This window comes from Alsobacter metallidurans (assembly GCF_014636935.1).
GTDB lineage: Bacteria > Pseudomonadota > Alphaproteobacteria > Rhizobiales > Beijerinckiaceae > Alsobacter > Alsobacter metallidurans.
The window spans coordinates 1183782-1209557 of sequence record NZ_BMES01000001.1 but is presented as its reverse complement, the minus strand read 5'-3'; the positions used below and the strand labels follow the sequence as shown (position 1 = coordinate 1209557).

The following is a 25776-nucleotide window of genomic DNA, read 5'->3' as shown; positions in this document are numbered from 1 at the left end:
CCTATGGGGAGCCGCGCGACTGCTCATAGGATGGCAAGCCGCGTGCCACGGCGGGCTCTCGCCCTGTTCGCCGGGCGACGTTGGAATCGTTGCCGAATTCTTGGCACGGGATGCGCCCCGCAGGCCCGCGCGGGGCGAATTCGGTGACTCGGCCGCCGAACCAGTGCGGAAATCCGCACTCAAGCGCGCTTCGCGGGATTTTGCGTGCGCCCGGCGCTACGATGGGCCACTTGCTGCAGCTTCGGCCATTGGTCGGCTGCTTGGGAGTTCAACCGTTGCCCGGCATGCAGGCCGCTCGACGCTCATCCATGGACCGCCGCCGCGCCGCCTGGGCGGCCTTGGCGGCGCTCGCCCTGCTGGCCTTCGTGGCAGCGGTCTGGGAAGGCGGCCGCCTCGGCCGCGCCGCCGCGATCGCCGAACTGCGCCGCTCGGCCAGCAACGCCATGGCGCTGCACCTCTCGGCGCTCCGCAGCGAGTTGGAGAAGCAACGCGCGCTGCCCGCCGTGCTGGCGCAGGACGCCGAACTGCTCGCCCTGCTGCGCGGCCGCGCGGGGCCGGGGGCGGCCGAGCCGATCAACCGCCGGCTGGAAGAGCTGAGCCACGCCGCGCGCGCGGCCGTGATCTACGCACTGGACGCGAACGGGCGCACGCTGGCGGCCAGCAATTGGCGCGAGCCGACCAGCTTCGTTGGCCAGAACTACGCGTTCCGGCGCTACTTCCAGGAGGCGATGGCGCGCGGAGCGTTTGAGCAATTCGCGCTCGGGACGGTGAGCGGCCGGCCTGGCTACTACCTCTCCGGCCGGGCCGAGGACGCGGCCGGGCCCGCTGGGATCGTGGTGGTGAAGCTTGAATTCGACGCCATCGAGGCCGACTGGCGCACCGGCGGGGACCGCACTTACGCGACGGACGCGCAAGGCGTGGTTGTGGTGACTGACCGGCCCGAGTGGCGCTTCCGCACCGCCCGCGCGCTGGCGCCCGAACGCCGCCAGCAGGTGCGCGAGGAGTTCCAGGTCGCGGCGTCGGACCTGGAGCCCCTGCCGTTCCGCCCGCCCGAAGCCGCGGACGGCGCGCTCGTGGAGACGGACGCCTCGGCGGCCACGCCGGGCGGCCCTGCCCTGCACCTGATGCAGCCCGTGCCGACGACCGACTGGTCCCTGCACACGCTGACGCCGTTGCGGCCTGTGGTGGACCGCGCCGAGCGGCAGGCGCAAGCCATTGCGGGGCTTGGCACCCTGGCGGCCGCCTTTGCGGCGGGTTTCGGCCTGCTGGTGCGGCAGCGCCGGCTGGAGCGCGCCCGGCGGCAGGAGGAAGCCCGGGCCGAGCTCGAGACCCAGGTGGCGCTGCGCACCCGCGAACTCACCGACGCCAAGAGCCGCCTCGAAGCCGAGATGGAGGAGCGCCAGCGCGCCGAAACCGCCGCTCGCACCCTTGGCGACCAGCTCGTGCAGGCCAACAAGCTGGCGACGCTGGGCCAGCTCGCCGCCAGCGTGGCGCACGAGGTCAACCAGCCGCTCGCCGCCATCCGGGCCTATGCGGACAATGGGGCCGTGATGCTGGACCGCGACCGCGCGCCGGACGCGCGCGAGAACCTCGTAAAAATCGGAGGGCTCACCACCCGCATCGCCCGCATCACCTCCGAACTGAAGGCGTTCGGCCGCAAGGCGTCGGGGGCGATCGGGCCGGTGTCGGCGCAGGCCGCCATCGAGGGCTCGCTGATGCTCCTGAACCACCGCCTGCTCGCCCAGGGCGTCGCGGTCGACGCCGACCTGCCGGCCGAGGACGTGCTGGTGCGCGGCGAACTCGTGCGGGTCGAGCAGGTGATCGTCAACCTGCTGCAGAACGCGCTGGACGCCACCCGGGACGTCGCCGCGCCACATGTCGCCATCCGCCTGCGCGCCGCAAACGGACATGCTAGCCTCGTGGTCTCGGACAACGGCCCCGGCATCGATCCATCCACCATGGCGAACCTGTTCACCGCCTTCGCGACCACCAAGCCGGAAGGCCTCGGGCTCGGACTGGCCATCTGCCGCGACATCGTTCGCGATTTCGGCGGGGACATCGTGGCGGCGAGCGACGCCTCCGGCGCAACCTTCACGGTGACGCTGCCGCTTGATAGGGGAAGCGACGCGTGAGCGGGCCTCGCAGCGTCGCCTTTGTGGACGACGACGCGGAGCTGCGCGCCGCCAACGCGCAGAGCCTGGAACTCGCCGGCTTCGACGTTCAGGCCTTTGCGTCCGCGCAGGACGCCTTGCGGGCGCTCGGGCCGGATTTCGCCGGCGTGGTCGTCACCGACGTGCGCATGCCGGTGATCGACGGCATCACGTTTTTCCGCAGCCTGCGTAAGGCCGATCCGGACCTGCCCGTGCTGCTGATCACCGGGCACGGCGACATCCCGATGGCCGTGCAGGCCATGCGGGAGGGCGCCTATGACTTCCTGGCGAAGCCATATCCGGCCGACCGGCTGATCTCCAGCGTTGGCCGCGCTCTCGAGAAGCGCGCGTTGGTGCTGGAAAACCGCCGCCTCCAGGCCGAACTCGAGGACGCACGGCGGGGCGATGTCGTGCTGATCGGCGAGACTCCCGCGATGCAGCGCATCCGTCGCACCCTGCACGACATCGCGGACACGGACGTCGACGTGCTGATCGAGGGCGAGACCGGGACCGGCAAGGAGGTCGCGGCCGTCGCGCTGCATCGCTGGAGCCGACGTCGGACCCGCCCCTTCGTGGCGCTGAACTGCGGCGCGCTGCCCGAAAGCGTGATCGAGAGCGAACTATTTGGCCATGAGGCCGGCGCCTTCACGGGCGCGCAGAAGCGCCGCATCGGCAAGATCGAGCATGCCGACGGCGGCACGCTGTTTCTGGATGAAATCGAGAGCATGCCGCTCTCCCTGCAGGTGAAGCTGCTGCGCGTGCTGCAGGAACGCAGCGTCGAGCCGCTCGGCGGCAACGAGGTTCGCCCCGTGGACCTGCGAGTGGTCGCGGCCACCAAGATCGACCTGGCCGAAGCCGCCGCCCGCGGGGCGTTCCGGGCGGATCTCTTTTACCGCCTCAACGTCGTGATGCTGCGGCTGCCGCCCCTGCGCGAGCGGCGTGACGACATTCCGCTGCTGTTTGCGCATTTCATCGCCTCGGCGGCCGAGCGGTTCCGCCGCCCGGCGCCAGTTTTCACGGCCGAGATGCGGGACCGGCTCAGCCGACGCGACTGGCCCGGCAATGTCCGCGAGCTCGCCCATTCGGCCGAACGCGCCCTGCTGGGGCTGGAGCCGGAACTGGCCGGGACACCTGGCGTGGCCGACGCCGCCGGCGCGAGCCTGGCGGACCAGGTGGACGGCTTCGAGGCCGCGTTGATTCGCGACGCGCTCGCGCGTCACAAGGGGGACGTCCGGGCGACGGCGGAGGAATTAGGGACCGCCCGCAAGACGCTCTACGACAAGCTTAACCGCCACGGCATCGATCCGGCCGCGTTCCGGAGCGCTTGAACGCCCCTCAGCTAGGCGGCGGCCGCGCTGCGGCCCGAGCAGGCGCCGCAGGTCGCGCAATCCATCGGCGGCGGCGCAATGTTCGCCAGACTGGCGCGACGGGACGGCAGCGTCTCGAGGACCGCGAGCTGGTCGTCCTCGTCCAGGCGCGACCAACCTGCGATCTCGCGCGCGCTGCGGCCGCAGCCGACGCACCATCCAGTGGCGGGGTCCAGCGCGCAAACTTTGATGCAGGGGGACGGGACGGGCATGGGGCGGCCTCGGGTGCGGCCACGATGCTACCTGCCCTGTCCGCTGAGAACAGTCCGGCGCTTTCCCGTCGTGGATTCTGCGGACCGGGGCGCCACAAATCCGCCCGCCGGCTCAGCCCTCTCCCAGGCGCCCACCCCCGCGGCTTGGGCGTGGCGGCGGAAAGGGTTGGTTAACCGTGTCTGTCCAGAATGCCTCGGATGTGCGCGATCGCACCGCTTCGCCGCAGGTCTGCCCTGAAAGTGCCGCCGTCGCTCCGGCCTATTGGAGATGCATTCGCTGACAGGTTTTTCGCGGGAGAATCATGATGATCGACGCCATCTTCGAAACCGTTCTCGAACTGATCGACGAAGTGGTTTTCGGGACGCTCGGCCGCATGGTCGCCTGGATGCGCGGCCTCGGAAGCGACGACGCCGCCCAGGACGCCGCCTGCTGCGACTGAGCTTCCGGGCAGGTCGGGACCGTCGCCCCGTTTTAGGGGTTGCGCCGCTCCCCACCGCTGCCTATAACGCCGCGTCGCCAGTCGACAGTGTCGGAGCGTAGCGCAGTCTGGTAGCGCACCTCGTTCGGGACGAGGGGGTCGTAGGTTCGAATCCTATCGCTCCGACCATTATTCCTCAAAGACTTGGGGCCATCCGCTAGGGTGGCCCTTGTCGTTTGGGCCAAAACTTGTGCCAATAACTGGCTCTTACGCTGGCCGCGCGCGGAGCCTTATCTGCCCGGTGAACAGGTGATGATACCGCTCAGGCAAAACCCTCATGGCCAGCCGGTGCTTGCGCGTGAGCCCGTTCATGCGCTCCACGGACTCCACCCGAAACCCGCAATCCTCGAACATGCGGGCGTAGCTGGTGGGCGTGAACCAGCGCAGGTGCGTGCGGTCCATGCGGCCGGAGTCGGTGAGATCCCAACGGCCCCGCAGGAGCATCAGCACGGTGCTGTAGTGGCAGACGCAGGGAGAGCTGGCCAGGATCGTGGCGTCTGGCGTCACGACCTGGCGCACGCCGCGCAGCACCGCCCACGGGTCAACCAGGTGCTCCAGCACCTCGCTCATGATCACCACGTCGAAGTCGCGCCCAAGCGTGGTGAGATCGAGCTTTTCAACGTCGCCGATGTGCAGGGCGTCCATGTGGGGCTCTGCGACGCGCGCGGCGTCTTCGAAAGGCTCCACGCCGGCGTAGAAGGCGACCTTGCCTGATTTGCGCGCATAGGCAGCGTTTGCGCCGTCGCCACAGCCTATTTCAAGAATGCGCAGGCCGGCACCCGGCAGTGGATCGATGAAGTCCCGGCGCTCGCCGGTGAAATAGCCTTCGCGCTTGTGAGCGTACAACGATTGGTTCACGTCCGACTCCCCCCATATCCGCCAAGATTGTGCTGAATTCTGGGATGGAGCAACCGGAATGCATGGCTATACTGTCAGAAATCCGCGGCGTTGTATCGACTGGTCGGCTGATGCGATTACTGCGCGTGCAAAACGCGAATTCGCTGCGTTCGCCGCGATGGTGTTCGTTGGGATGATCGTTTTCGGTTTTGCCACATGATTTCGGAAATGGGAGCGAAAATGCCGAAGATGAGCATTCGCCGAGCGGCTGAGGACAGACTGCGCGGCTTATTCGACGAACTCGCGGCCGGGAATGATGCACGCGACCTGGTGAGCTTCTGCCAGCATGCTCGCATTCCCTTCGCGACCACTGCCGAGGCCGTCTGGCCTACCTTCCTGGCGCACTATCAGCGGCGGGACGGAGTGAGCGAAACGCAGGTTGCGCAGGATCTCGCGACGTGGGGGCCGATCGCGTCCCGCGTGATCGAGCTGATCCAGGAGAGCCGGCATGCCTAGGCCCGAAGGTGGCGGACGGCCGAAGACCACCAGCGTATTCGAGCTGGATATTCGCTGGCTTGGCCGGAATGGCTTTCTGGAGCGCGGCGCTGTGCGGCGGCTTTGCCAGACCGTCAATTGCCGCGTGATCGCGGAGGCTCAGATAGAGGCCAAGCCGGCGGCCCTGCGCATCAGGATCGGCGAGCGATGCGATTGGGTGCACCTAGAGCGGACAGAGCAGCCTCTGGGCGGCGAGCGGCGCTGGTTTCGGCGCGACGAGTGCGGCAGGCGCGCCGCGGTCCTCTACGGCTTCCCACTGGCCTGCAGAAAGTGCAGGGGGCTTGCCTACCCTTCCCAACGTGAGACGGAGCGCGATAGGGGCCTTAGGAGGGCCAGGAAAGCCCGCGCGCGGGTGGGAGGCTCCGGCAACCTCGTAGAGCCCTTCCCTCCCCGCCCCAAGGGCATGCACGCGCGAACCTACGATCGGCTGTGGGCGGCGTTCATTCAGGCAGAGCGGAGGGCAGTGGAGATGACAGCCGGCGCGCTGCTGAACAGCAGCCTTATGGCCACAGGCAGCGCTATCTGCGAAAAATAACAATTCGTACCGCGCTGTTTTTCGACCTGTGTAACAAGGACGTTGGAAAGGAATCCGCCTTGAAAAAAGTCATCTCGTTAGTGTTGCTTACTGTTGCGGTGGCCTCTCAAGCCCGCGCCGATACCAGGGACAATGCAGCTTATAATTTCGCGGCGCTTTTAGCCTATGGCGCGGTCTGCGATCAGGTAACGGGCCCAGTAAGCAGCGATGTCATCGTCAGGGAAAGCCTGATGGCGAAGGCTGCTGGTATCAATTTAGACAACCCTGCCGATAAGGCATTAGTGATGACTCATGTCGACAAACTGGGCGCTTTTCTAAAAAGCGATCGGGGTGCCTGCTCGGCTATGAGGAACCTGTTCAAATAATCAAACTCGGACAGCGCTGCTGATAGGCTAATTGCAGCGGAGCGCTCCCCGTAATTACGGGACAAATACGGAGACCGGCTGTCTGTAAATACAGGACCAAAACAGACGGGCTCCCATCCGGGCCGAGCCTAAAATAGGCTCCGATAGGGGAATGCTCTCACGTGCATACGTGACCAGAACGAGAAGGTCTCGGCCCTTGGCGCGTGGCAGCAACCGGCTTTAATGGCCGGGGTAAGGCTTGCAGCTAAACTCGCCGCTGCAATGGCCTGCTATGGGATGTCGATGGGGTTCTTATACGCCGTTCTCACTTACGTCGGAGTGACGACGCTTCTGTTCGGCAGCCCGGTCCATCCAATCATGCTCGCTCTGTTGTGGCATGATCGTCTTGGCGCTCCTTTGTGGCAGTTGATCCCTCCTCTGTGCCTCGTGGCTTTGAGCTTCACGGTCCGGTTTATGGGGCCGGTCAATAGCCCGTTCAGGGTCCCCATCCTCATATGCCTGGCCATTCTGCTACCCACGGCGATTGTAGGCGTCTACGCGGATTGGATCAGGCACCGCGCCGTTCAGGCTTTCGGGGCGGATGAGGTTGAGGAGCACTCGTTCTTCCGCTCCATCCGCGAAGCGCCTAGCGATTTCCAATTCTTTCTGCACACGGCGGCGCTTAAGGGCTGCACGCCGTACGCCTGGAGCTATCGCAAGATGGCGTTCTACGTTTTGAAGCCTGACGTCGGAGCCAACGTGCTGCCGCGCGAATGGATAGTGCGTTGCGGCATTCGGATCGGCAATCGTTGACCTGTCCAACGGCGATGATGGTGGCGCGCGGGTTTTGCAACACCCTAAAAAGCCGCCGCTCCACTGTTTTAACAGCGAGAAAACAGGGACGCGATCCGCGCTGAGAACAGTGGGCGGGGGAGTTTTGTCATGCCCTAAAAAGGGCCTGCCGAGTTTCGCGACCAGTACGCGCGCGCCCGCGAGGCCGACGCTGATAATACAGCGTGGAAACAGCGTGGCGGGCTCCCGCTGATCCACCACTAAAATAGTGGGATTTAGAGGGCATGTTGCCGTTTTCGCAGTAGTACGCGTGGGCGCGCGGGACACCCCGGCCAACAGCAAATAGTGATGGTTTAGTGTTCAGGGCGGTGTTCCCCCAGCGGGGGAGGATCGAGGTATGGCCATCATGACCATACCTTCAGGGTGGGCCACGTCGGCAAGGGGTTGCCATCATGGCAATCCCCCTCGGGGGTTCGTGTCACGCGAATACCTTTGCGGCTATCCTCAGAGGTGGCCCATGCCCTAGGGATGAGTGAGCATGACCTTTCGCTGGTATTTTCTGCCGCCTGTAATCGCGCTGGCGCTCGTAGCTCGGATCAGCCTGCATCACTCGTCGGCATCTGTGGGCGAAAGCCTGGAATTGCGCATAGCCGAAGAAACGCTGCTCATTCCTGCGGCTTATGTCGAGGGGAAGCCGACGCAAGGCGAGAAACCTGCCTTCTTTTTCTTTGCGTTTGGCCCGACTCTGGCACCCTTACCCGACGACGCACTGGTCTTCCTTCTGCGCCCAATCCCTGAGGCTGTATCCCGATTTGGGTACTATCCGATAATCAATATCTTGCTAACACCCGCCCCGCGCACCCGCGATCTTCAGGCCCTGATGATCTCTGCCGCGAACGTTTATCGGGCCGAAGCAGCGCCTGATGGATCGTATTCTACGCCCCCGTGGTTCAGTGGTTCTAAACACAGCTTCAGAGCAATGGCCTCCGGCTATGCTCATTGCGTGAGTGAAGTACCTAACCCGGGATGTAGCTTGTACTTCAGCCATCGCTCTCTGCTGGTGAAGATGAATTACTCAATCACCAACTTCCCAGACAGTGGGGATCTGATCCCGGCGGCCCGGCGCTTGCTGGACAGTTTCAGCGAGAGGTCGCCCTGAGAACAGAGGCGAAACAGGCGGTCCGCCTGACAGATATCAGGAGTTTCGGGACCAATACGCGCGGGCGCACGCGCGAGGGGGTTAAAATCCGATTCCGCCGCGTTGGCAGAGAGTTGTGGCAATAGGCAAGAACTCTCATTCCGCCTTCGCGCGTAGACCCTTGGCCACAGCTTCAGCTGTCTTGGCCAAATCAGACAGCAATGGGCCACTCGGCTCCTTCTCACCCATAACAGGATTGCGGAGCAGCCTCGGGATCATCGAGAGCAGCCGAGATTCGACGGCATGCCGAGTATCCTGATCTTCGGTCCAGCGCTTCTCGCGTTCGGCTTCAACTAAGAACGCAATGTAGGCGATCAGCTCGCCGAGCTGAGCATTATGGCTCCCACCCACTGCAGATAGCCGTTTCTCTTCGACCATCGCGGATGTTGCTGCGATCGTCGTTTTAATCGCCCGGTCGACAATTTGAACGAAGTCGAACGAGCGCTCCAGCCGGATTTCCATCTCCTGGGCCAGAGAACGTCCAGAGGCGTCGGCGGCCTCCTCCAGTTTCGCGCGAAGCTCCCTTGTAGTCCTGAATCCAAGCGGCGCTCGTTTGGCTTCCTCATCCGATTTTTTCGGCCGACCCATCGCGCTCTCATCCCAAACTGCCAATCATGCACCACATAGCACGCACTTAAGCGCATCGCCAGCGCTATAACGTCCTCCGCGTCGTTTTATGACGGATAAGCGCATCGTAATTCTTGCGGATCGGGCATTCCAGCGTTAGTTCTCCAGTAAGTGCTCGCACGGGCGCTTCATAATACGGAGACGGCAATGGATACCGATTTGCGCCAGCGCGTCGAAGCAGACCTTCCGGTCAAGGTGACTTGCATCGCGAAGGCTACGGAGACCTCCCGCAACCACCTTTATGACGCGATCAAAAAGGGTGAAATTCGATCAGTCCGCGTCGGGCGGACGATCCGCATCCCCGCCGCAGAGGCGCGCCGCCTGCTTGGGTGGGAGGTCGCGGCCTAATGCCCAAAACGGACGAAGCCGGCCGTCTGGGGGACGGGCCGGCTCCGGGTAGAAGGATCTTGGCGGATCGCTACCCCAGTAAATACGAGAGCTCCTCTGAAAAGTCCAGCCAACTTGCAGACCTGCAAGCCTCTTGGCTGCTCGCTCGCGTTGGGGTTTCCGCTGCGCATGCTCGAGCCGTCGCCGAACTCGCGTTTGGGAGGGTGGCACGATGAGCGCCGCCGAGATTATCCGCTTTCCTCGTCAGCGGCCAAAGCCCGTCGACCCCAAGGGCGAAGTCTATCTCTGCGAGTGCCCCTACCGGGCTGGCGACTGGCTCGTGATCCACGAGAGCAAATGGTCTGACAGCTCGGTCGCCTGGCGCTTCCATGATCACGGCCGCGCCGTCCGTTTCGGCCTCCACCTGGCGCAGGCTTACGGCGCGGAGTTCGTGGAGTGATCTGCGCGCGCATCACCTTTCAGAGCTGGGGTTGCCCCGCCTCTCGGAAGGCGGTGCGCGTTGCGTAGCTCCCGCGACCTGGACGACGTCCGCGACGCTCTCCTGGCCAGCGCCGAGGCGCTCGTCTGCGACATCCTCGGCGAGCAGCCAAACCGCGCTTTGTCCCGCCCTGGCCGCGATCTTCGCTGGTACCGGAAGGGCTCGTTCGCGCTGGTCCTGAGCGGCCCCAAGGCCGGCTTCTGGCACGACAAGGAAGGCGGCCAAGGGAAGGACCTACTCGGCCTTATTCAGATGCGCGTCACGTCCGGCAGCTTCCCCGAAGCATTGGCTTGGGCGCGTCGCTGGCTGGGCATGCCTGAGCCGGACCAGGAGACACCCGAACAGCGCGCGGCGTGGGCTGCTGGGGCTGCGAAGCGCCAGGCCGAGCGCGAAGCTCGCCGCGAGGCGCGGGAGGCCGAGCTGGCCGCCGACAAGGCCGCACGCATCGCCGAGGCGCAGCGGCGCTGGCAGCGAGCCCAGCCGATTGCCGGCACCGTGGCTGAGACGTATCTTCTCCGGACGCGGGCCGTCGCGGCTCCTGCCCAAGGTTGGCCCGACGCGGCCCGCTTCGATCCCATCACGCAAGCGCTCATCCTGGCCGTGTTCGATGAGGCGGGCCAAACCTGCGCGGTTCAGTCGATCTATCTCACCCGCGACGCGCAGAAGCGGCCCGACGCTACCGGCGTGTCCAAGCGCTCGCACGGCGTCATAGCCGGCCGCGCCGTCATCCTTCCGGGCCTCGGCGCAGAAGGCGAGATACTGGCCGCTGAGGGGCCGGAAACCGGGCTGACGGCCTGGGCGGCAACCGGCCTTGAAACCCGCATCGCCCTAGGCGGCATCAGTGGGCTGCAGCCCGACGCAGGCCGGCCCTTTGTAGTGCTGCGGGAGCATGATCGTCCTGGCGCTCCGTCGCGCCTGAAGATTGAGGCTCGGATTGAGGAATGGCGGTCGGAGGGCTGCCGAATCGTTGAGGCTTGGCCTTGGGCCTCTGCCCCTGACGGCGCGAAGGATTTCAATGACCTAGCCCAGCTTGAGGGTAGTGAATCCGTTCGGGCTCGGATTACGGATGCCATAGCCTCGGCCGAGGAAACGCAGCCCCGCAGCGGTCCGGCGGAAACGCCCGTTCCAGATTGGTGGCAGGCTCCTACGATGAGGGCCGATCAGGCGTCAGCCGCGCTCGCAGGACCGATGGAGGCTTTCTGGCGGGGTGTGGAGGGGGATAGCGCGGCGCGGCTACGGTTCAAGCTGGAGGCGGACGAGATGCCCGCTTGGCGGCGCTCTGAGCACCGGGGCCGGCAACAGTTGATGCGTGTTGACCTCGGGGCCGGAAAAACGGAAACGGCACTGCGCGGGGCTCTCGCGTTTACGGACGGCGAGCACGCTGGGCACTCGGCGAAAGATCGGCCGGACGTGCCTCGGCGAGTGGTGTTCTTCGTCAATGACCACAAGCTGGGCGAAGACCTGCACCGGCGCGCCAACGCAATGCAGCCCGGCTGCGCGCAGCTCTGGCGCGGCTTGGAACGGCCGGACCCGAAAGACCCCTCTGTCACCATGTGCCGCCGCGTGGCGGACTTCCACGAGGTGAAGGCGGCCGGCGGCAAGATCGACCACCTTTGCGGCTCGAACGCGCGGGGTTACTGCCCCTTCCATCCCAAATCCAATTCAGGCGAGAGCCCGTGCGCCTACAAAACGCAGGGCGACGCAGGCAGCCCGATCGTGGTGCTTGCCGGTCCTTCGGCGCTGACGCAGGCCCCGCCCGGAAAGATCCGGCGGAAGGCGACCGACTGGCAAGGGGAAGTGGTTTCGGTAGACCCCTTTGACGCCGTCGTGGTCGATGAGACCCGCCCGGCCGATCTGATGGGCGGCCTATCGGAGAAGCCCGATAAGCTCGGCCTGGCGACGCTCCAAAGGCCCCTGCGCAATTCTGAAGACGCCAAGCGCCCCGTCGATTGGCAAACGCTTGAGCACCAGAACGAGCGCCTCGGCCGACTGGCGGAGCTGCTGAAGCGTGTCGCCCAGGATAAGAGCCGCGTCCGGATCAGCCTTGGAGAGCTGCGCGGCCTGGGAATGACGGCCCACGATTTCCGGGAATTTCGGTTGGCCGTGTTCTCGCTCGCGCGCGACGTGCCGAACGCTTCTGACCTGACCGGGCCGGCCCTCCACAAAGCGCTTGCCGACATCGTGAAATGGAACCGTCCGCTGTTCGCTATCGCGAAGCTGGCATTCTGTGTCGCCCAAGCGCTCGAGGACAATGCCGGCAACGACGATGCGGCGCTAGAGGTTGGACAGATTGAGGCCGAGGGAGGCGACGAACCGGCTTTCATTCTCGGGTGGAAAGAGGACCTGGACGAAGCATATCGCAATGCCCCCGTCCTGGTGCTGGACGGCACCGGCGACCCGGAATTGCTGAAGCCTTGGCTTCCTCGCCTCACTGTCGCGGCTGACGTGAAAGTGGCCTCGCCGGCGGCGGCGGAGATCCATCAGACCTACGACCAGACCAACGGGTATCGCGGTTGGACGCCCCAGGGCGACGCCACGGCCGAGGATGCGACCAAGCAGGACCGCACGGCCGAGAACAACCTTCAGCGGCTCGCGCGCATGCTGGACGGGCTCGTGAGAGAGCACGGCGACGTTGCCGCGATCGTCCCCCAAGCGGCGGAGGCGTGGCTGATCGATCACTGGAACGGCCGGCCACCTTGCAAGCTGGCGCACTTCGGCGCGATCCGGGGCTATGACGGTTTCCGGGCTGTTCGCTGCCTCGTTGTGTGGTCCCGCCCGCAGGCAGGACCGCTGGAATATGAGCGCATGGCGGCCGTGCATCGGGGTTCGTGGGGACCGAGCGTCGGCAAGGGCAAGTGGTTCGAGAAGCAGCCCAGCGCCTACCTGTTATCGGACGGTACAGCCCGTGTGGCCGAAGCTGACCGGCATCCCGACGAGCTGGCCGAACGCTTCCGTTGGCAGACAACCGAGGCAGAGTTAATCCAGGCCGTCGGCCGCGCCCGCGCCGTGCGCCGCTCTGCAGAGACGCCTCTCCTCGTGATCGTCGGGACCAGCGTTCCCCTCCCCCTGCAGGTGGATGAGCTTGTCCGGACGGCCGACCTTTTCGCCGAGGCGACGCCGGTTGATGACCTGATCTTCAAGGGTGTGCTGCCGGCCGAGGGTCGCGGCAAGTGGGCCTTTTGGGCTGCGGCGCTTGGGGGCAAGGCGGACGCCTGGCGCGGATTTTTTCGCGATCGGCCTGACGTGGACCGCCGATGGCAGACAGCTCTCAGACGGAGAAACGCCCATAGAAGTATCTCTATGGGAGAATCTCCGTCTGAGAGCATTTCTGATCAATGGTCAGAGTGGACGGTTAGAGCGACCCCCCAAGACCGCTACCGAGCCGAGATATGTCTTCAGGGCGTGGCCGCCGGCGACGAGGCTGCGGCCCGTGCCAAGCTCGCCAGCGTTGGGCTCAAGCCGGCGGAGATCCGGCCCGGCAAAGCGACGACTCGCGCCACCGTAGCGCGCTCAGAACAGCAGCAAGAACAGCAAGCCGGGCACTCGCCTCAGGCTGGCATTGTCCCACAGGGGAACAATGCTCCGGCGAATAAAAGCCGCGCCGATACGGTCCTCTCGTTTGAACCTTCGTCCAAGCCGGCGGAGTCGATCGCGTGGCCGCCCGATCTGGAGCCGGCCGTAGTCGCGATCCCGGTCAGCTTTGCGCCACCGGCGGCCCAGGCACCAATCCCGCGCCCCGCCCCCTTCTACGGTCTGCCCAGCCGCATCTTGGAGCTGGCCGACCTGTGGGATGAGGAAGCCAGTCAGCCACTCAAGCCCGCTGCGAATTGGGGATGATGATGCACGAAGAGCGATGCCGGCCGCCGATGCCCATGGCTGAAAATACAGCCGTTAAACAGCCAAGCGCAGCCGACCTGGTCCGGAGCGACCCGAGGGCCGGAGATCGCCCCGCGCTGCGCCCCGACCACGGGTGGTTTCTGCCTCACCCCGCTATGCGGCGCGCGAGGCCGAGCGCCAAGCCCGGAGGGGCCGCAATAAGCACGAACATCCCGCGATCGCACTTGTGAAATTCCATCATCAGAATGTTAAAATAACACCATAAAAGCATTGTTTGGCAGCGTATGGTCGGGGACGACGACCTACCTACCAACGCCATCTGAGCAAGTCATTTCGTCGAAGACGACGAGAGATTAATTGACGGAGCTTCTCTCCAAAATCGGCGAAATGGGGATGCTCCTTCCTCTCAGGGCTGAGCCGGAAGAAATGGCTCTTGTGTCCGCAGGGACCATCGGAGCCCAGCATCCAGCATAATAGGTCAGTTTCACCTTTTGTAAGTGGACCGCTAGAGTAATCGACGAAAGGGATTCCTCGCTGTATTTCGCTCACGATTAATCCGTGCTCATGACAAAGGCCATGAACTAAAAGCCGAGACTGATCTGAATGCTCGCAAATAAAAATGAGCATTTCATTTTTTGTAGATTCGACTCCAGTATAGACATCGTACTGCTTTGTAAGACCGAACATCAGCACATCCCAATTCAGCCCAGTTTCAACGCGCAGCCGCAGAGAGCGCTTGCTTCACGCCTACATGGCTGATCGAAATTCCGCGGGCCTCGATCTGCGCGGCGATTGCCCGGAGAGACCGTCCAGCCGCCCTCGCCTCCCGCATCTCACGGATGGCCTGCTGTTCGGCCTCGTGCTCGACTAGAGCACCATCTTCCGAGACTCGGTAGCCGAACGGGACCGAGCCGCCCAGGTAGCGCCGGCGGGCGCGCTGATCAGCCTTCACCGTCGCGACCCGCTCGCGGATACGATCGCGCTCCGCCTCGGCTACGGCGCTGAGGATCGTGAACACCAGCTTGGCGATGCCGTTGGCGGTCACATCGCCGCCCAGGTCGATCATGTGCAGGTGGACGCCCCGGCGCTTCAGGTCCTCCAGATTGGAAAGGGCGTCGCTGGCCGAGCGGAACATGCGATCGAGCTTGGCCGTAATGATCACGTCTCCGGTCTGGAGAACCTTGAGCAGATCAGCACCGGCGGGGCGCTCGCCGAGGGGCTTCGAGCCGGAAACACCGCGCTCCACAAACACGCGCTCAACAGCCAGGCCGTGCATCATGGCGTAGCCGGTGATGGTCCGCTGCTGCACGTCCAAGCTCTCGCCTTCGTTGGCTTGGCGATCGGTGCTGACCCGGGTGTAGGCGTAAACGGCCATAGCGAACCCCTGTAAGGCTGTAAGCGTGCACTTACGTTCGCATAGTCCCAAAGCGTTTGTAAAGCCCCTTTAGCACGCTTACAGAATATGGCCTTGAAACACATTAACGGCCCGTCTGGCGGGCAGCAGCAGAATCCAGAGACAAGCGTGTGTGCGCTAGGTCACAGCCTTGCTGCCCCTCATATGCAATGACAAACGACCTTGACATTGGAGCGCCCCTCCAAAGGCAACTCAGGCCACGTCAGCCACGGGGCCTTATTCTTGTCAGCATTTGCGGACTCGCAGCGCGCTTGGATTTAACCCGGCATTAACCATGAAAAGCTACAGTTCATTAGCTTTTGCACCGGTGACCATAATGCGCAGAGATCCGCTGGATTTAGATACGTTACTCGCTCACTCAGATCTGGCCGAGCAGGGCGAACATGCATTCAGCGAATTTGCGAGCATCCTCGCCCTGGCCGAACGCTCGCGGCAGAGCGGGTTCGGAGATGAGACGCAGCGCGGCAACAAGCCCGGCGGCCACGCAACTCACCAGCGCGACTTGGACCGTGCACTGAGCCTTGTTGGACGCGCGTCTACCCTACTGGAGCGCTCGGACCGACGGATCCGCGCAATTGAGAGTGAAGCTGCGGCAGGAGTTGCTGCCCTGACTGAGGAGTTGACGCGCGCCCGGGCCAAAGTACGCGACCTTGAGCAGCAGGTCGCGGAAGCCGAGGTCCGCATCAAGGAGGCAGATGGCCGGATAGCGGAAGCCGAGTGTCGTCTCCAGAGCGCAAACGACTGGGTGCACAAGCTTCATGACGCAATCACCAGGGCGTTCTCAGCCTACGAGGGCACGGCAGCCAATCGGTGAACAGCTGTTCGCCTGGCCTCGACGAACTGAGATAGCGCAGATTTACCATTAGCCTGAAGCGTGAACGAAGCCGGGCGGAATCGGCCGAACGGCTGACCCCCTAAAGGGCTCTGCGGTGGCAGCGAGTACGCGACCCGGCATTCAGGCGGCGACGGCGTTAACTCGGCTGTATCGTAGAGGGCCGCAGCGTTAATGGGAGCCGGGCAATCCCCGCCGAGATCCGTCGGGCTTCGTCCCAGGTGAGATCCCCGGCCCGACGATCGGCGTAGTAAACGCAGGCCAGCGCGTAGCCTGGCGAGTTCATGCTGTCGCTGTCCTGCACGGTCCACTGCCCAGCGGGGATGTCGCCCAGGTCGACCCCCTCCCCTTCCAACAGCGTCGGCAATTGCGCTACGAAGCCGCTGACCCGTGGGTCGTTCGCCGGAGGCAACAGTGAACCAGATCGAGCAGCCCGTAACCTGCAACCTCTGCGGGTCTGCGCCGGACCGGCATCAGGAGCTAATCACCACGCCGGTGAAGAAGCCGCACTGGCCGGGGTCGCCCACTTGCCGGGTGGCGTGCTGCGAGGCTTGCGGATTCACCTTCCTGTCGCCGCGTCTCGATCAGGCCGGCTACAACCAATATTATGCGGCCGACTACTACGAGGAAATGTCCGGCGGACAGCTCGCCGCCATCGTGGCCAAGAACGAAGGCGTGATGCGCCGCGTCCTGGACGATATCGCGTCCCATGTCGCGTTCCGGCCGGACATGAAGGTTATCGACGTCGGCTGCGGCTATGGCGAGCTCCTGTCGGAGTTCCGCAAACGCTATGGCGGAGAAGTGGTTGGCGTCGAGTTGTCCGCCGAAGCGGCCCGGTTCGCCCGCGAGCATTACGGCCTCACGGTGCTGGAGGAGGACATCAACGAGCGTATCAACGCCGGCGATCGCTATGACATCGTTTTCCTGATTGCCACCCTGGAGCATGTGCTAGACGGCGCAGCGCTCTTGCGCACGCTCCGTGCCATGCTGGCGCCGGGCGGGAGACTGGTGGTGCTAGTCCCAGATTTAGACGCCATCCAGCCTATCGTCCGCACAGACAACGCCTCGCGCGTTTTCAAGGTGGTGCACACCTACTATTTCACCCGGAAAAGTTTGCCGGCGCTGGCGGGCAGCTGCGGTCTCCAGACATTGTCGGTGAAGTCGGGATCGTTTTCTTCGGCGGGACAGCACGACCTTGTGGCAGTTTTCCAAGCTGGCCCGGAGATCGCACCTGAGTTGCCCGTGGAGGACTGGCGCGAGAAAAAGGCCGAAGTTCTTTCCAGGCTTGATAAACACTCAGCGATCAAGCCCGCTCAGGCCCTCTTCCCGGGCCTTCGCAATATCGCAAAGCGGGTTTTACATCGCATATTTCAGGCGTAAGCGCCGTTCTGGGGTCCCACGGCAGATCCCCGCGCGCCGGCGTAGTAGGCGCGCCGGCGAGCGCAGACCCGATGAGTTGACCCGGAACATGCCGTCGCTGCCCTCCACGGTCCACGAGCAGGCCGGGATGTCGCCCAGGTCGGCCCCCTCGCCTTTCAGCGCTGCAGGCAGTTGGGCGACCCGCTCGGCCGTGGCGGCATCCATCTGGCCCATGACGGAGCTGCGGCCCTTACGCATAGCAGTAGATCAGCCGACAGCTCTTCGCGCCGACGGCTCAGCGCCCGTGCTGGCCAGACGTGTCAGGGCTTGGGTCAGGGCGGTCATCTGGTCACGGATCTCAGCCAGCAGCTTGAGGTCAGCCGGGATCTCCGGCGACTTCGGCACGTCGACCTTGGCGTCCTCCTGACGTTTCAGCTTGTTCATGGCTCGGACGATGCTGAACAGCACAGCCGCCACAATGGCGAAGCTCACCGCAACCGTCAGAAACTGCCCATATCCCAGCACCGCGCCCTGCTTCTTGGCATCGGTATACGCCAGGCCGGACTGCACCTTTGCAGAAACGGGCGGGTAATAGCTGGAAAAGTCGAGCCCGCCGGTGATCGCCCCAATGATGGGCATGATGATGTCGGCCACGAGCGACGTCACGATGGAGCCAAAGGCGGCGCCAATAACGACGGCGACCGCGAGATCCACGACGTTGCCGCGCAGCGCGAACTTCTTGAATCGTCGAGCATCCGGCCGGCCTTCAGTTTAGCGCAACCGAGCGCGCCGGCACTTCCCGGCAAGGCTTCACTGCGCCGTCAAAAGAGCGATAGGTCTGGGTGGCGGCACTGTATGACTTGTAGCCGGTGCAGCCAGCAGCCCCCGCCACGGCGCCCGGCTTGCGAGCAGGCGTCGTCTTGTCGGGCAAGGATACCGGAACCACGGATACCGTCGTCGGGGCTGGCGCTGTGGTCTGTATGGCGGTCGCATTGACCTGGGGCTGGGAGAGCGTTGCGGGGGCAGCCTGGTCGGGGCTACGGCTCGCTGTTGGCTGAGCCAACACGTCACGCGGGCCCGAGCGGACCGGCGATTGGGCAGCCCCGCCCGATGGGATGGCCTCGAGGCTGGCGACCTTGCGCTCGGGAGCGGCGGCCTTGGGCGTCTTGGCGTCGAGCAGTTGGATGCCACCCACAACCATGGCGGCCAGAATTGCGGGGGTCAGGAGAAAGCGAGCAAGCATGACGGGTCCTCTGCGGCGCCTTTCCATAGTGCGCAATTAAATTGCGCGCAACATAATAAGTGCTAGATTGCCCATATGCCACATGCTCACAAAGACCAAGACACTCCGGAGCTGCTGCTGGAAAATCAGCTGTGCTTCGCCGTTTATTCAGCCGCGCACGCCTTCACGGCCGCCTACAAGCCCCTGCTGGACCAGATTGGCGTCACTTATCCGCAATACCTGGTGCTGTTGGTGCTTTGGGAAGCGGATGGGTCCAGCGTTGGAGAGATCGGGGGCAAGCTGAACCTCGATTCTGGCACCCTGACCCCCCTTCTGAAGCGCCTTGAGACTCAGGGCTTCATTAGTCGCAACCGGGACAAAAATGACGAACGGGTAGTTCGCGTTTCCCTGACGTCGCTGGGCCGGGACGCTCGCATCCACGCCGTGGCTGCCCGGCGCGCCATTGTGTGTTCGCTCGAAAAAACAGAGCCCGAGATTCATAAGCTGAAGGCGCTCGTGACAGAGTTGGATGATCGGCTTCGGACTTCTGCGCCGAACCGGTGACCGCGCTCTGCGGGGGCAGAGCGCTCCTGCGTCAGGCGTCCGGTTGACCGCAATGCTCTCGGAACGTGATCCAGATCCGCTTCCGGCTTCAGAGCCGCGAGTAATCTGGACACTTCGCCTTCAACCAAGCTGGCGAGATCCCCGACCGATATGGACTGTCCTTCCGTTTGCAAACAATGCCCTCCAAGCCGAGCGCGCAGGCATGCCGAAACAGGTCCGGCCCGTGCTCGTCGTGGGCGTCAACGAAGGCGACCCCATCGACCGGCAATGCCAGCAGGTGGGCCAGCTCAATGCGCACAGCGAAGTCGGGCGAACCCCATCCGGGATGTTACTTGCTCCTTTCGGGATAGGTGCTCGAGCAAGCACGCGCGCTAACGGGCCCTTCACAGCCCTCGTGCGACTGCGGAGTAACGCAGGGCTAACTAATGTTTTCTGGTTCGGTGCTGATCGTTGACGATAGCCGCGCGGTGCAGCTCGTCGTGTCCAACTACCTGCGAGAAGCTGGCGTGGTGGATATCCAAACCGCGGCAAGCGTCGAGGCCGCGACCAGGATCATCCTCACCGCCAAGCCGTCGATCGCGCACGTGCACGCGATCGAGGTGACCGAGATTCAGGACCGGCTCGTGCGGCTGGAGGACATGGGCATGGGAGGCCGTCGATGAAGCGGGAAGTAATGGTGCGCCTGCAGCGCCTGGAGGCTCGCCAGGCGTCCTATGTGGCGATCGTGCCGAAGGCGACGCGGGACGCTGCTGTGTCGGCCTCTCTGGCGAGCTACCGCAATGCCGACGGCATCCTCGCCTCTGTGGGGCCTCTGGGCGGCTCTCGCCACGTGACGGTCGAGCAGCAGCGCGCCGCGATCGAGGCGGCGTTCAGAGCTGACGATTGAGGGGCCCTCATGCGCATGATTGAAGGGTGTCTACGGAGGCTTGAAGCCCCGCAGCCCAAGCGCTTCGGCTGCCGTATCGAGCAGATGACAGACGAGGAGCTCGCCGCCGAGACCGAACGGGCTTACGGCCAATTTTTCCCGATGCTGCAGGCGGTTGAGCAGGAGAACGGGGCAGCTTGGAAAGAGGCGGCGAGGGCTTGGTGGCTTGAGGGCCTGGCCAAAGCAGGCAAGCCGGACATCACAAGAACTCCGACGTGTTCGACAGCATCCTGGCGGATTACCAGGCGTGGCGTGAAACCGAGGAAAGCGACTGATGCGCGTATTTGAGAGCCGGTTGCGGAAGATCGAAACTGCCCAGCGCGTGGGTCGGGGAATGGTGCCGGAGCGGATGAGCGACGACCAACTGTAGGCGGAGCTTTACGCAGGATGCGCCGAGATGGAGCGGACCGAAAGCCCGGGCTGGAAAGAGGCCGTGAAGGCGACCTGGTTCGACCCGCCCGCCGAGGGACTCTCCTATCAGTCGCAAAAAAATGTCAGGGAGCAGCTTCTCAAGGAGCTTTTCGAGGGCTATGAGGCCCGCCGCGCATAAGCGTCACGTCCTGCTTTTGCAGGTGGATGCAGGCGGCGCGATAGGCAGCATTCAGCTCGTGCTATTGCTACCACCAGTGGGCAGTGCAGTTGGGCTTTCAACGTTGGGGTCTTGCCTCATCAGCCCTGCTGCCCTGGTGTAGCCGCCGTCCCCTCCGTCGATGAAGTGGACATGATTGCTGTCTTCTACCGATGTCACGAAACACGTCATCAGCGCGGTCGGCGATAGGTGAAAGCCAAAATGAAGGTCTCCTCCTTTCGCGATGCTGACCAGCTCGGCTAGTATGGCGACCTCGGCTGCGCTGTCACAGTCGATCACGAGACTAAGTTGTTGATCAAACTTGCAGAAGTCAGTGTTGCTGGCGATTTCGGCGATGTAGCGCCGCCTATCAAAGCCCTTCACACGCCAGCCAGTCCGCAGGACGATGTAGGCGGCCATCGCACGCACGAAAAGACGCGCCGCGATGAGGCTGGCTGGCTTCCGGCCATGGGTGGCCCGCGCTTCGAGCCAGACACCTGCGGCTGGCCAGCGCGGTCGTAGGTTAGCCGGCGTCGCCGCGGTAAGGCCCTTTGAGCCTGCTAACCTTTGAACGGCCGAGTAGGCGAGCGACATGTCTCGACCCTCCAGAATAAGGGTGAGCATGCGGCCGTTCAGCGACTTGAGTTCCTGCCACTGGCAGCTCAATCCGGTCAGGTCAGGTAAGGCCCCATCTTCAAGCGATGAGGGTATATGCGCCTTAGCCTTCAGCGGTGACGGCGCTTCTTTTTTCAGTGCGGCTTCGAGGGCCGCCACACCTCCGCCCGCAAAGACGCCAAAAGCGTTACCTATCGTTGGCTCGTACCTGCCAACTAAGACGTCCGCGCCCCATTCCCTAAGCTCGCTCACGCGAGCTAGTCCGACGCGCAAATTAAGATTGAACTCCTCCCGGGCTAGCTGGCGCAGACGAGCCAGCGCAAGACGACTGGCGTCACCGTAATTGGCCGGAACCATTACGGCGCAGCCGTCGCCAGCAAATAAGATCGGTATCTCACAGTCGTGGCATAGATTCCGCAGTGCCGCGATCCCGGCCGCGGCGATGTAGTTCACTGTCCGGTGCCGCCCTTGCTCGATTGCTGCGGTTGAGCCCTGCACGTCGGTAATTGCTAGATACCAACAGTCTGGAGCTGACCGATAGAGACTCAGGTCAAACGTGTCCCGGCTCGACCTCAGGCGTGGCAGAGCGGCGAAGAAGCTGTCGGACCGAGGGGCCCGTCCTTGGTTGAAGACCTGCATTTCTCCGCCATAATATGCCGACCTCATTGCCGAGAAATACGTTAGGGCTTCTCAATGAGATCACTAACAGCTGTCTGGCCAAGATCGATTGGCTCAACGATATCCGACGCTTCCCGTCTGCCGGGCAAAGCGGGTCCGGTCGACGGCCTGATCCAATCGGCGTGATAGACGGAGACCCGCGGATAGCCAGGCGAGATAACATTTGCGCAAGCACATTTTCTGAGGCGATTTGCCGCAGCAAACGATAGCTGTTTGTAAATCAGCGCTGATGAGGATGCGAAAGGCCTCGAGGTCAGGACGTACGATGACCGCTAACGAAGCGTCTTTCGGCGAAATTCACCGTCGCGTATCAGAGAATTCTTACCCATATGGGTCGAACGAAACGCCGAACGCGATCGCTCGCCTAGGCCGTTTTTGCTCGGGAGATCTTGAGGCTACAAGCGATCTTGCAATCATCGCACAGCGTTATTCCGATGCTCTGGAAGCGCTTGGATCGACTGATCACATCACGCTGCTTCCGAATCGATCACGGTTCTCCCGCGATACCGAGCGCGGACGTGGCTTTCCAGGCAAGGCACTTGTCCTAGTGTCCCTCACTGAGGCTAATCAGTTCAACGCAATCTTGCGTGCACTGGGTCAAGGCTTTGGAGAAGAATTCGTCCGGGCTGGGGCCGCCGAACTCTCCCGTTTCCTTGGCCCCGAAGCTGTTCTGTACCATGTGAGCGTGCTTAGCTTCGCGTTTCTGACGGAGGGCGGACAAGCAACCGAGACCATCGCTCGCGAACTGGCGGCTGTCTTCGCCCAGCCTCTCGTGTGCGAGGGTCTTCACATCTCCACCCGGGTTGGGATCGGCTTTGTCGAGTTTGGCCATGACCCTCCGGCACCCTCGGTCATGCTGCGCACTGCCCTTGCCGCGGCGCAGGACAGCCGATCCCGGGCTGCTGGCTGGGCACGCTATGACCGAGTGTCGGACGAGGCGCACCAGCGTTCTTTCCATCTCGTCAGAGACCTAGGAGCTGCGCTCGTCGCCCAAGACCAGCTTTCGATCCGCTTCCAGCCACGGATCGATATGAGGGACGGGCATTGCCACTGCGCTGAGGTGCTGCTTCGTTGGCAACATCCACTGTTGGGCGCAATCTCGCCGGCGGAGTTCATTCCACTAGCAGAGGCAACCTCGCTCATTGAGCCGCTCACTGAATGGGTGCTCGGAGCCAGCTTAAGGCAGTCGGCTGCGTGGGAGTTTCAGAGCCGCCCCTTGGCGCTCTCGGTCAACGTGTCTGCGATAAACCTGCGCGCCAAAAGCTTTGTAAGCCATATTACAGATCTCCTGGAGTACCACGGCGTCCCCGCAGACCGCCTCGAACTCGAGGTGACTGAGCACGCCATAACGGGCGATGACGAGGCTACAGCGGCGAGCCTCGCCGGAATCCGACAGATCGGCGTCGGCCTTGCGATCGACGACTTCGGCACGGGCTACAGCAACATATCCAACCTGGCCAAGGTGCCTGCCCAGGTGCTGAAAATCGACCGTTCCTTCCTCCAGCCCCCTGGCTTGCCTGACAGGCACCGTGAGCTGGTGCGCTCAATTATCGGCATGGCCCACAATCTCGATTACCGGGTGGTGGCCGAGGGAATCGAAGACCAGGCAACTTACGACCTTCTCGCCTCCTGGGACTGCGAGGAGGGTCAGGGCTTCCACATAAGCCGACCCTTGGAAGCCAAGACGTTCGATGATTGGCGCAGTGCGAGGACCTGAGGAGCTATTCGTATCTATCACGCAGCCATGCTTAAAGCGGCGTCATGATTGATGCCGGCCTACCTCGGAGATTGCTGACAGTCTCTCATTGGCAGAGCCAACCAACATGGCTTAGCGAATAGACTCCTGACAAGATGGGCGCTGTGCTTGATTGAGCCCCCGGAAGAGTAGGGGCGAGCCCATTTGATTGAGGCCCGGATGCGGCGCTCTCGACATCGCCACGAGACTGTTGCGGACGAGCAGAGCAAGCAGCCGAGCAACCCCCGCGGCGATGCGCCTCGCCGCGTCCTATGTGAGATATCCTGCCGGGGTGGTTACGCAGAGAACTGCAAATCCCTGCACCTCGGTTCACTTCCGGAACTTTCCTCGAATGGCCCAGGAGTCAAGGCGTTGAGCGAACGCAGCGGTTTTGTACGGCGGGCAGCTCGCCGCCATCGCGGCCAAGAACGAGGGCGTGATGCGCCGCGTGCTTGACGAGATCGCCCCTCACGTCGCATTCCGGCCGGACATGAATGTGATTAACGTCGGCTGCGGCTATGGCGAAATGCTGTCGGAGCTCCGCAAGCGCCATCGCGGGCAGGTGGTCGGCGTCGAGTTGTCCGCCGAGGCGGCGCGCTTCGCCCGGGAACACTACGGACTCACCGTTCTTGAGGAGGACGTCAACGAGCGCATCAGCGCCGGGGACCGCTACGGCCTCGTGTTCCTGATTGCCACGCTGGAGCACGTGCTAGACGGGCCGCCCTGCTGCGCACGTTGCGCGCGATGCTGGCCCCCGACGGCCGCCTCGTGGTGCTGGTCCCGTATTTAGATGCCATCCAGCCGATCGTGCGTACCGACAACGCGTCGCGTGTCTTCAAGGTTGTGCACACCTACTATTTCACCCGAAAGACGCTGCCGGCCCTCGCTGGGCGAAGCGGCCTCGCGACTCTCTCGGTCAAGTCGGGGCCGTTTTCGTCGGCCGGCCAGCACGATCTAGTGGCTGTGTTCGCGGCCGGGCCGGAGGTTGCTCCCATGCTGCCCGTGGAAAACTGGCGCGAGAAGAAAGCCGGAGTTCTTAGCAGGCTTGAGAAGCATGCAGCGACGAAGCCGGCGAAGCCTCTTTTCCCAGGCGTTCGTAGGATCGCGGGGCGCATGCTTGATAAGCTGTTTCAGGCATGGTGAGCAGCCAGCCGCCTCATTGTCCATCTGGCCCATTGACTGCGGCCCTCAAAGTCAGCGTAGTAGTGAATCAGCCTGCAGCCGGCAGCATAGGACACGAGGAACCCGCCAAGGAATGCGAGGCGCAGGCCATGGTGGCGGGAAGCGGCGGCCCGTCGTTGAAGTTTGAACGTTAGCCACGATCCGCGCTGAGCTGTGGGTAACGAAAGGTGACACCTGAAGCGCCGGCCGCTTTGAGCAGCCTTGCGGCGGCGCCCGATGAGATTGCGCTGATCAGTTCTGCTGGGTGTATATCAAGCACGATTTGATCATCTGTCCACGCAGTGGAATGAACCCAGGCAAGAACCATGGTGTTGCAAGCGCTTCGGCTAAACGTGACGTCCACATAACGCGACCCATCGGGGGCTTTGCCGTCGTAGACATCCCGCAGGTTTCGCCGAACCATGTCGTTCTCCCAGTAGCGATGCAGCACGACGGACCGAAGAAGGTCTTTCTGCATGCTTGAAAAAGCGCATCCGGTCTAATGCAGGCGGCGCGGCCTGCGTCGCTCCAGGTATAAATCAATTGCGATGTCCATAAACACGTCAGCGTCTATATCAGGGTGACGCGCGAGGAATTTCGCGACTTCCGTGCTCAGGGTTTCTGTGCCGAGTTCCCCGAACTTGGCGACCAGTTCGGCCGCCAGCTTTGAAATCCGGGTACGTTCGGCGTCTTCATCCATTGCTCGCCTGATCGCCTACGTGAGAGCCCATCTGAGGTGGCGAGGGCAGTCCGCTTCGCTCGCCACATTGATGTAGTCAAACATTAACTCCGAATGTCCATCCTTCTCTTGCAGGAAGCGAACACGTGTAGCCTGTGCGTAAGTGAGCCCGCCTGGTTGACCCCCAGGCGGGCTCTTTCGTCAGGTTCGACCTAACCAGCGCCCATCGCTTCAGCAAACCGCGCCGTCGCTGGCCGCGTCCATC

Annotated in this window: 30 protein-coding genes, 1 tRNA gene and 1 pseudogene; 22 read left to right on the top strand and 10 right to left on the bottom strand. The window is 63.4% G+C overall.

Annotation, left to right across the window (positions count from 1 at the left end; translation table 11 throughout):
• Nucleotides 1-308 precede the first annotated feature (308 nt).
• Both IEV99_RS05320 and IEV99_RS05315 read left to right on the top strand, forming a co-directional pair.
• Complete coding sequence (locus IEV99_RS05320) at nucleotides 309-2132, top strand: sensor histidine kinase (RefSeq protein WP_188516649.1); 1824 nt, start codon at nucleotides 309-311, stop codon at nucleotides 2130-2132.
• Nucleotides 2129-3478, top strand: coding sequence for a sigma-54-dependent transcriptional regulator (locus IEV99_RS05315; protein ID WP_188516648.1), 1350 nt, complete (start codon nucleotides 2129-2131; stop codon nucleotides 3476-3478). The genes IEV99_RS05320 and IEV99_RS05315 overlap by 4 nt, the downstream gene beginning before the upstream one ends.
• An 11-nt stretch (nucleotides 3479-3489) precedes the next feature.
• On the opposite strand, the gene IEV99_RS05310 is transcribed toward IEV99_RS05315, so the two are convergent.
• Nucleotides 3490-3729 (bottom strand): DUF1289 domain-containing protein, encoded by a 240-nt coding sequence (locus tag IEV99_RS05310; RefSeq protein ID WP_188516647.1) that lies wholly within the window; start codon nucleotides 3727-3729, stop codon nucleotides 3490-3492.
• 305 nt (nucleotides 3730-4034) lie between these two features.
• Here IEV99_RS05310 and IEV99_RS23850 point away from each other — a divergent pair, with 305 nt between their 5' ends.
• Together IEV99_RS23850 and IEV99_RS05305 are read left to right on the top strand one after the other, a co-directional pair.
• On the top strand, nucleotides 4035-4169 hold the full coding sequence (locus IEV99_RS23850) for a hypothetical protein (protein ID WP_280514631.1): 135 nt from the start codon (nucleotides 4035-4037) through the stop codon (nucleotides 4167-4169).
• Between the two features lie 91 nt (nucleotides 4170-4260).
• Nucleotides 4261-4337: transfer RNA gene (locus IEV99_RS05305), tRNA-Pro, on the top strand.
• A gap of 78 nt (nucleotides 4338-4415) precedes the next feature.
• Here IEV99_RS05305 and IEV99_RS05300 read toward each other — a convergent pair.
• Nucleotides 4416-5066 (bottom strand): class I SAM-dependent methyltransferase, encoded by a 651-nt coding sequence (locus IEV99_RS05300; RefSeq protein WP_188516646.1) that lies wholly within the window; start codon nucleotides 5064-5066, stop codon nucleotides 4416-4418.
• A gap of 219 nt (nucleotides 5067-5285) precedes the next feature.
• Between IEV99_RS05300 and IEV99_RS05290 the strand changes: the two genes are divergently transcribed.
• The 5 genes from IEV99_RS05290 to IEV99_RS05270 all read left to right on the top strand — a co-directional run bounded on the left by IEV99_RS05290 (nucleotide 5286) and on the right by IEV99_RS05270 (nucleotide 8430).
• The gene (locus IEV99_RS05290) at nucleotides 5286-5561 is read left to right on the top strand and encodes a hypothetical protein (RefSeq protein WP_188516644.1); all 276 of its coding nucleotides are present in this window, start codon (nucleotides 5286-5288) and stop codon (nucleotides 5559-5561) included.
• Nucleotides 5554-6135 (top strand): hypothetical protein, encoded by a 582-nt coding sequence (locus IEV99_RS05285; RefSeq protein ID WP_188516643.1) that lies wholly within the window; start codon nucleotides 5554-5556, stop codon nucleotides 6133-6135. Before IEV99_RS05290 ends, IEV99_RS05285 begins: the two co-directional genes overlap by 8 nt.
• Nucleotides 6136-6194: 59 nt before the next feature.
• The gene (locus IEV99_RS05280) at nucleotides 6195-6500 is read left to right on the top strand and encodes a hypothetical protein (protein ID WP_188516642.1); all 306 of its coding nucleotides are present in this window, start codon (nucleotides 6195-6197) and stop codon (nucleotides 6498-6500) included.
• Between the two features lie 318 nt (nucleotides 6501-6818).
• Nucleotides 6819-7292, top strand: a complete 474-nt coding sequence (locus IEV99_RS05275; protein WP_194483065.1) for a hypothetical protein — start codon at nucleotides 6819-6821, stop codon at nucleotides 7290-7292.
• Nucleotides 7293-7809: 517 nt separating this feature from the next.
• Complete coding sequence (locus IEV99_RS05270; protein ID WP_188516640.1) at nucleotides 7810-8430, top strand: hypothetical protein; 621 nt, start codon at nucleotides 7810-7812, stop codon at nucleotides 8428-8430.
• A gap of 135 nt (nucleotides 8431-8565) precedes the next feature.
• Here IEV99_RS05270 and IEV99_RS05265 read toward each other — a convergent pair whose 3' ends face one another.
• On the bottom strand, nucleotides 8566-9057 hold the full coding sequence (locus tag IEV99_RS05265) for a TraY domain-containing protein (RefSeq protein ID WP_188516639.1): 492 nt from the start codon (nucleotides 9055-9057) through the stop codon (nucleotides 8566-8568).
• Nucleotides 9058-9243: 186 nt separating this feature from the next.
• Here IEV99_RS05265 and IEV99_RS05260 point away from each other — a divergent pair, with 186 nt between their 5' ends.
• The 3 genes from IEV99_RS05260 to IEV99_RS05250 all read left to right on the top strand — a co-directional run bounded on the left by IEV99_RS05260 (nucleotide 9244) and on the right by IEV99_RS05250 (nucleotide 13759).
• The gene (locus IEV99_RS05260) at nucleotides 9244-9444 is read left to right on the top strand and encodes an excisionase family DNA-binding protein (protein WP_188516638.1); all 201 of its coding nucleotides are present in this window, start codon (nucleotides 9244-9246) and stop codon (nucleotides 9442-9444) included.
• Between the two features lie 211 nt (nucleotides 9445-9655).
• Nucleotides 9656-9883 carry a hypothetical protein gene (locus IEV99_RS05255; protein WP_188516637.1) on the top strand — a complete coding sequence of 76 codons (228 nt, stop codon included), beginning with the start codon at nucleotides 9656-9658 and terminating at the stop codon, nucleotides 9881-9883.
• Between the two features lie 60 nt (nucleotides 9884-9943).
• The gene (locus tag IEV99_RS05250; protein WP_188516636.1) at nucleotides 9944-13759 is read left to right on the top strand and encodes a DUF7146 domain-containing protein; all 3816 of its coding nucleotides are present in this window, start codon (nucleotides 9944-9946) and stop codon (nucleotides 13757-13759) included.
• A 712-nt stretch (nucleotides 13760-14471) separates the two neighbouring features.
• On the opposite strand, the gene IEV99_RS05245 is transcribed toward IEV99_RS05250, so the two are convergent.
• Nucleotides 14472-15134, bottom strand: coding sequence for a recombinase family protein (locus IEV99_RS05245; protein WP_188516635.1), 663 nt, complete (start codon nucleotides 15132-15134; stop codon nucleotides 14472-14474).
• 313 nt (nucleotides 15135-15447) lie between these two features.
• On the opposite strand from IEV99_RS05245, the gene IEV99_RS05240 reads away from it, so the two are divergent.
• The gene (locus IEV99_RS05240) at nucleotides 15448-15987 is read left to right on the top strand and encodes a hypothetical protein (RefSeq protein ID WP_188516634.1); all 540 of its coding nucleotides are present in this window, start codon (nucleotides 15448-15450) and stop codon (nucleotides 15985-15987) included.
• A gap of 432 nt (nucleotides 15988-16419) precedes the next feature.
• Nucleotides 16420-17385, top strand: coding sequence for a class I SAM-dependent methyltransferase (locus IEV99_RS05235; protein ID WP_188516633.1), 966 nt, complete (start codon nucleotides 16420-16422; stop codon nucleotides 17383-17385).
• On the opposite strand, the gene IEV99_RS23650 is transcribed toward IEV99_RS05235, so the two are convergent.
• From IEV99_RS23650 to IEV99_RS05225, 3 genes and pseudogenes are all read right to left on the bottom strand, one after another.
• A complete protein-coding gene (locus tag IEV99_RS23650) occupies nucleotides 17362-17598 on the bottom strand; it encodes a hypothetical protein (protein ID WP_194483064.1) in 237 nt (78 codons plus the stop codon). The two genes, IEV99_RS05235 and IEV99_RS23650, sit on opposite strands and share 24 nt — an antisense overlap.
• 33 nt (nucleotides 17599-17631) lie before the next feature.
• Nucleotides 17632-18108: pseudogene (gene mscL / locus IEV99_RS05230) on the bottom strand (large conductance mechanosensitive channel protein MscL); the annotation flags it as partial.
• A gap of 22 nt (nucleotides 18109-18130) precedes the next feature.
• Nucleotides 18131-18607 carry a BA14K family protein gene (locus IEV99_RS05225; protein ID WP_188516632.1) on the bottom strand — a complete coding sequence of 159 codons (477 nt, stop codon included), beginning with the start codon at nucleotides 18605-18607 and terminating at the stop codon, nucleotides 18131-18133.
• Between the two features lie 75 nt (nucleotides 18608-18682).
• On the opposite strand from IEV99_RS05225, the gene IEV99_RS05220 reads away from it, so the two are divergent.
• The 5 genes from IEV99_RS05220 (at nucleotide 18683) to IEV99_RS05200 (ending at nucleotide 20625) form a co-directional block, all read left to right on the top strand.
• Nucleotides 18683-19150 (top strand): MarR family winged helix-turn-helix transcriptional regulator, encoded by a 468-nt coding sequence (locus IEV99_RS05220; protein WP_188516631.1) that lies wholly within the window; start codon nucleotides 18683-18685, stop codon nucleotides 19148-19150.
• A gap of 467 nt (nucleotides 19151-19617) precedes the next feature.
• Nucleotides 19618-19812: a hypothetical protein gene (locus tag IEV99_RS05215; RefSeq protein WP_210318622.1), complete on the top strand. Its 195-nt coding sequence runs from the start codon at nucleotides 19618-19620 to the stop codon at nucleotides 19810-19812.
• Nucleotides 19809-20036: a hypothetical protein gene (locus tag IEV99_RS05210; RefSeq protein ID WP_188516629.1), complete on the top strand. Its 228-nt coding sequence runs from the start codon at nucleotides 19809-19811 to the stop codon at nucleotides 20034-20036. Before IEV99_RS05215 ends, IEV99_RS05210 begins: the two co-directional genes overlap by 4 nt.
• 9 nt (nucleotides 20037-20045) lie before the next feature.
• Nucleotides 20046-20363, top strand: coding sequence for a hypothetical protein (locus IEV99_RS05205; RefSeq protein ID WP_188516628.1), 318 nt, complete (start codon nucleotides 20046-20048; stop codon nucleotides 20361-20363).
• 109 nt (nucleotides 20364-20472) lie between these two features.
• Complete coding sequence (locus IEV99_RS05200; RefSeq protein WP_188516627.1) at nucleotides 20473-20625, top strand: hypothetical protein; 153 nt, start codon at nucleotides 20473-20475, stop codon at nucleotides 20623-20625.
• Between the two features lie 51 nt (nucleotides 20626-20676).
• Here the strand turns inward: IEV99_RS05200 and IEV99_RS05195 are convergent, their stop codons facing one another.
• Nucleotides 20677-21897, bottom strand: a complete 1221-nt coding sequence (locus IEV99_RS05195) for a DUF3095 family protein (RefSeq protein WP_188516626.1) — start codon at nucleotides 21895-21897, stop codon at nucleotides 20677-20679.
• Nucleotides 21898-22201: 304 nt separating this feature from the next.
• Here IEV99_RS05195 and IEV99_RS05190 point away from each other — a divergent pair, with 304 nt between their 5' ends.
• From IEV99_RS05190 to IEV99_RS05180, 3 genes are all read left to right on the top strand, one after another.
• Nucleotides 22202-23653 carry a putative bifunctional diguanylate cyclase/phosphodiesterase gene (locus tag IEV99_RS05190; protein ID WP_188516625.1) on the top strand — a complete coding sequence of 484 codons (1452 nt, stop codon included), beginning with the start codon at nucleotides 22202-22204 and terminating at the stop codon, nucleotides 23651-23653.
• A gap of 457 nt (nucleotides 23654-24110) precedes the next feature.
• Complete coding sequence (locus IEV99_RS05185) at nucleotides 24111-24461, top strand: SAM-dependent methyltransferase (RefSeq protein WP_188516624.1); 351 nt, start codon at nucleotides 24111-24113, stop codon at nucleotides 24459-24461.
• Complete coding sequence (locus IEV99_RS05180; RefSeq protein ID WP_188516623.1) at nucleotides 24416-24814, top strand: hypothetical protein; 399 nt, start codon at nucleotides 24416-24418, stop codon at nucleotides 24812-24814. The genes IEV99_RS05185 and IEV99_RS05180 overlap by 46 nt, the downstream gene beginning before the upstream one ends.
• Before the next feature lie 169 nt (nucleotides 24815-24983).
• On the opposite strand, the gene IEV99_RS05175 is transcribed toward IEV99_RS05180, so the two are convergent.
• Nucleotides 24984-25310, bottom strand: coding sequence for a hypothetical protein (locus IEV99_RS05175; RefSeq protein ID WP_188516622.1), 327 nt, complete (start codon nucleotides 25308-25310; stop codon nucleotides 24984-24986).
• A gap of 21 nt (nucleotides 25311-25331) precedes the next feature.
• Complete coding sequence (locus IEV99_RS05170; protein WP_188516621.1) at nucleotides 25332-25532, bottom strand: hypothetical protein; 201 nt, start codon at nucleotides 25530-25532, stop codon at nucleotides 25332-25334.
• Between the last annotated feature and the right edge of the window lie 244 nt (nucleotides 25533-25776).

Bases quoted from the DNA above. Each gene is read 5' to 3' on its own strand.
- IEV99_RS05180 (WP_188516623.1), top strand. From the start codon at position 24,416: ATGCTGGCCCCCGACGGCCGCCTCGTGGTGCTGGTCCCGTATTTAGAT.
- IEV99_RS05285 (WP_188516643.1), top strand. From the start codon at position 5,554: ATGCCTAGGCCCGAAGGTGGCGGACGGCCGAAGACCACCAGCGTATTC.
- IEV99_RS05175 (WP_188516622.1), bottom strand. From the start codon at position 25,310: ATGCAGAAAGACCTTCTTCGGTCCGTCGTGCTGCATCGCTACTGGGAG.
- IEV99_RS05205 (WP_188516628.1), top strand. From the start codon at position 20,046: ATGCGCATGATTGAAGGGTGTCTACGGAGGCTTGAAGCCCCGCAGCCC.
- IEV99_RS05170 (WP_188516621.1), bottom strand. From the start codon at position 25,532: ATGGATGAAGACGCCGAACGTACCCGGATTTCAAAGCTGGCGGCCGAA.
- IEV99_RS05195 (WP_188516626.1), bottom strand. From the start codon at position 21,897: ATGCAGGTCTTCAACCAAGGACGGGCCCCTCGGTCCGACAGCTTCTTC.
- IEV99_RS05265 (WP_188516639.1), bottom strand. From the start codon at position 9,057: ATGGGTCGGCCGAAAAAATCGGATGAGGAAGCCAAACGAGCGCCGCTT.
- IEV99_RS05225 (WP_188516632.1), bottom strand. From the start codon at position 18,607: ATGCTTGCTCGCTTTCTCCTGACCCCCGCAATTCTGGCCGCCATGGTT.
- IEV99_RS05190 (WP_188516625.1), top strand. From the start codon at position 22,202: ATGACCGCTAACGAAGCGTCTTTCGGCGAAATTCACCGTCGCGTATCA.
- IEV99_RS05200 (WP_188516627.1), top strand. From the start codon at position 20,473: ATGGAGCGGACCGAAAGCCCGGGCTGGAAAGAGGCCGTGAAGGCGACC.
- IEV99_RS05320 (WP_188516649.1), top strand. From the start codon at position 309: ATGGACCGCCGCCGCGCCGCCTGGGCGGCCTTGGCGGCGCTCGCCCTG.
- IEV99_RS05240 (WP_188516634.1), top strand. From the start codon at position 15,448: ATGAAAAGCTACAGTTCATTAGCTTTTGCACCGGTGACCATAATGCGC.
- IEV99_RS05245 (WP_188516635.1), bottom strand. From the start codon at position 15,134: ATGGCCGTTTACGCCTACACCCGGGTCAGCACCGATCGCCAAGCCAAC.
- IEV99_RS05210 (WP_188516629.1), top strand. From the start codon at position 19,809: ATGAAGCGGGAAGTAATGGTGCGCCTGCAGCGCCTGGAGGCTCGCCAG.
- IEV99_RS23650 (WP_194483064.1), bottom strand. From the start codon at position 17,598: ATGGGCCAGATGGATGCCGCCACGGCCGAGCGGGTCGCCCAACTGCCT.
- IEV99_RS05270 (WP_188516640.1), top strand. From the start codon at position 7,810: ATGACCTTTCGCTGGTATTTTCTGCCGCCTGTAATCGCGCTGGCGCTC.
- IEV99_RS05255 (WP_188516637.1), top strand. From the start codon at position 9,656: ATGAGCGCCGCCGAGATTATCCGCTTTCCTCGTCAGCGGCCAAAGCCC.
- IEV99_RS05310 (WP_188516647.1), bottom strand. From the start codon at position 3,729: ATGCCCGTCCCGTCCCCCTGCATCAAAGTTTGCGCGCTGGACCCCGCC.
- IEV99_RS05290 (WP_188516644.1), top strand. From the start codon at position 5,286: ATGCCGAAGATGAGCATTCGCCGAGCGGCTGAGGACAGACTGCGCGGC.
- IEV99_RS05220 (WP_188516631.1), top strand. From the start codon at position 18,683: ATGCCACATGCTCACAAAGACCAAGACACTCCGGAGCTGCTGCTGGAA.
- IEV99_RS05185 (WP_188516624.1), top strand. From the start codon at position 24,111: ATGCGCCGCGTGCTTGACGAGATCGCCCCTCACGTCGCATTCCGGCCG.
- IEV99_RS05260 (WP_188516638.1), top strand. From the start codon at position 9,244: ATGGATACCGATTTGCGCCAGCGCGTCGAAGCAGACCTTCCGGTCAAG.
- IEV99_RS23850 (WP_280514631.1), top strand. From the start codon at position 4,035: ATGATCGACGCCATCTTCGAAACCGTTCTCGAACTGATCGACGAAGTG.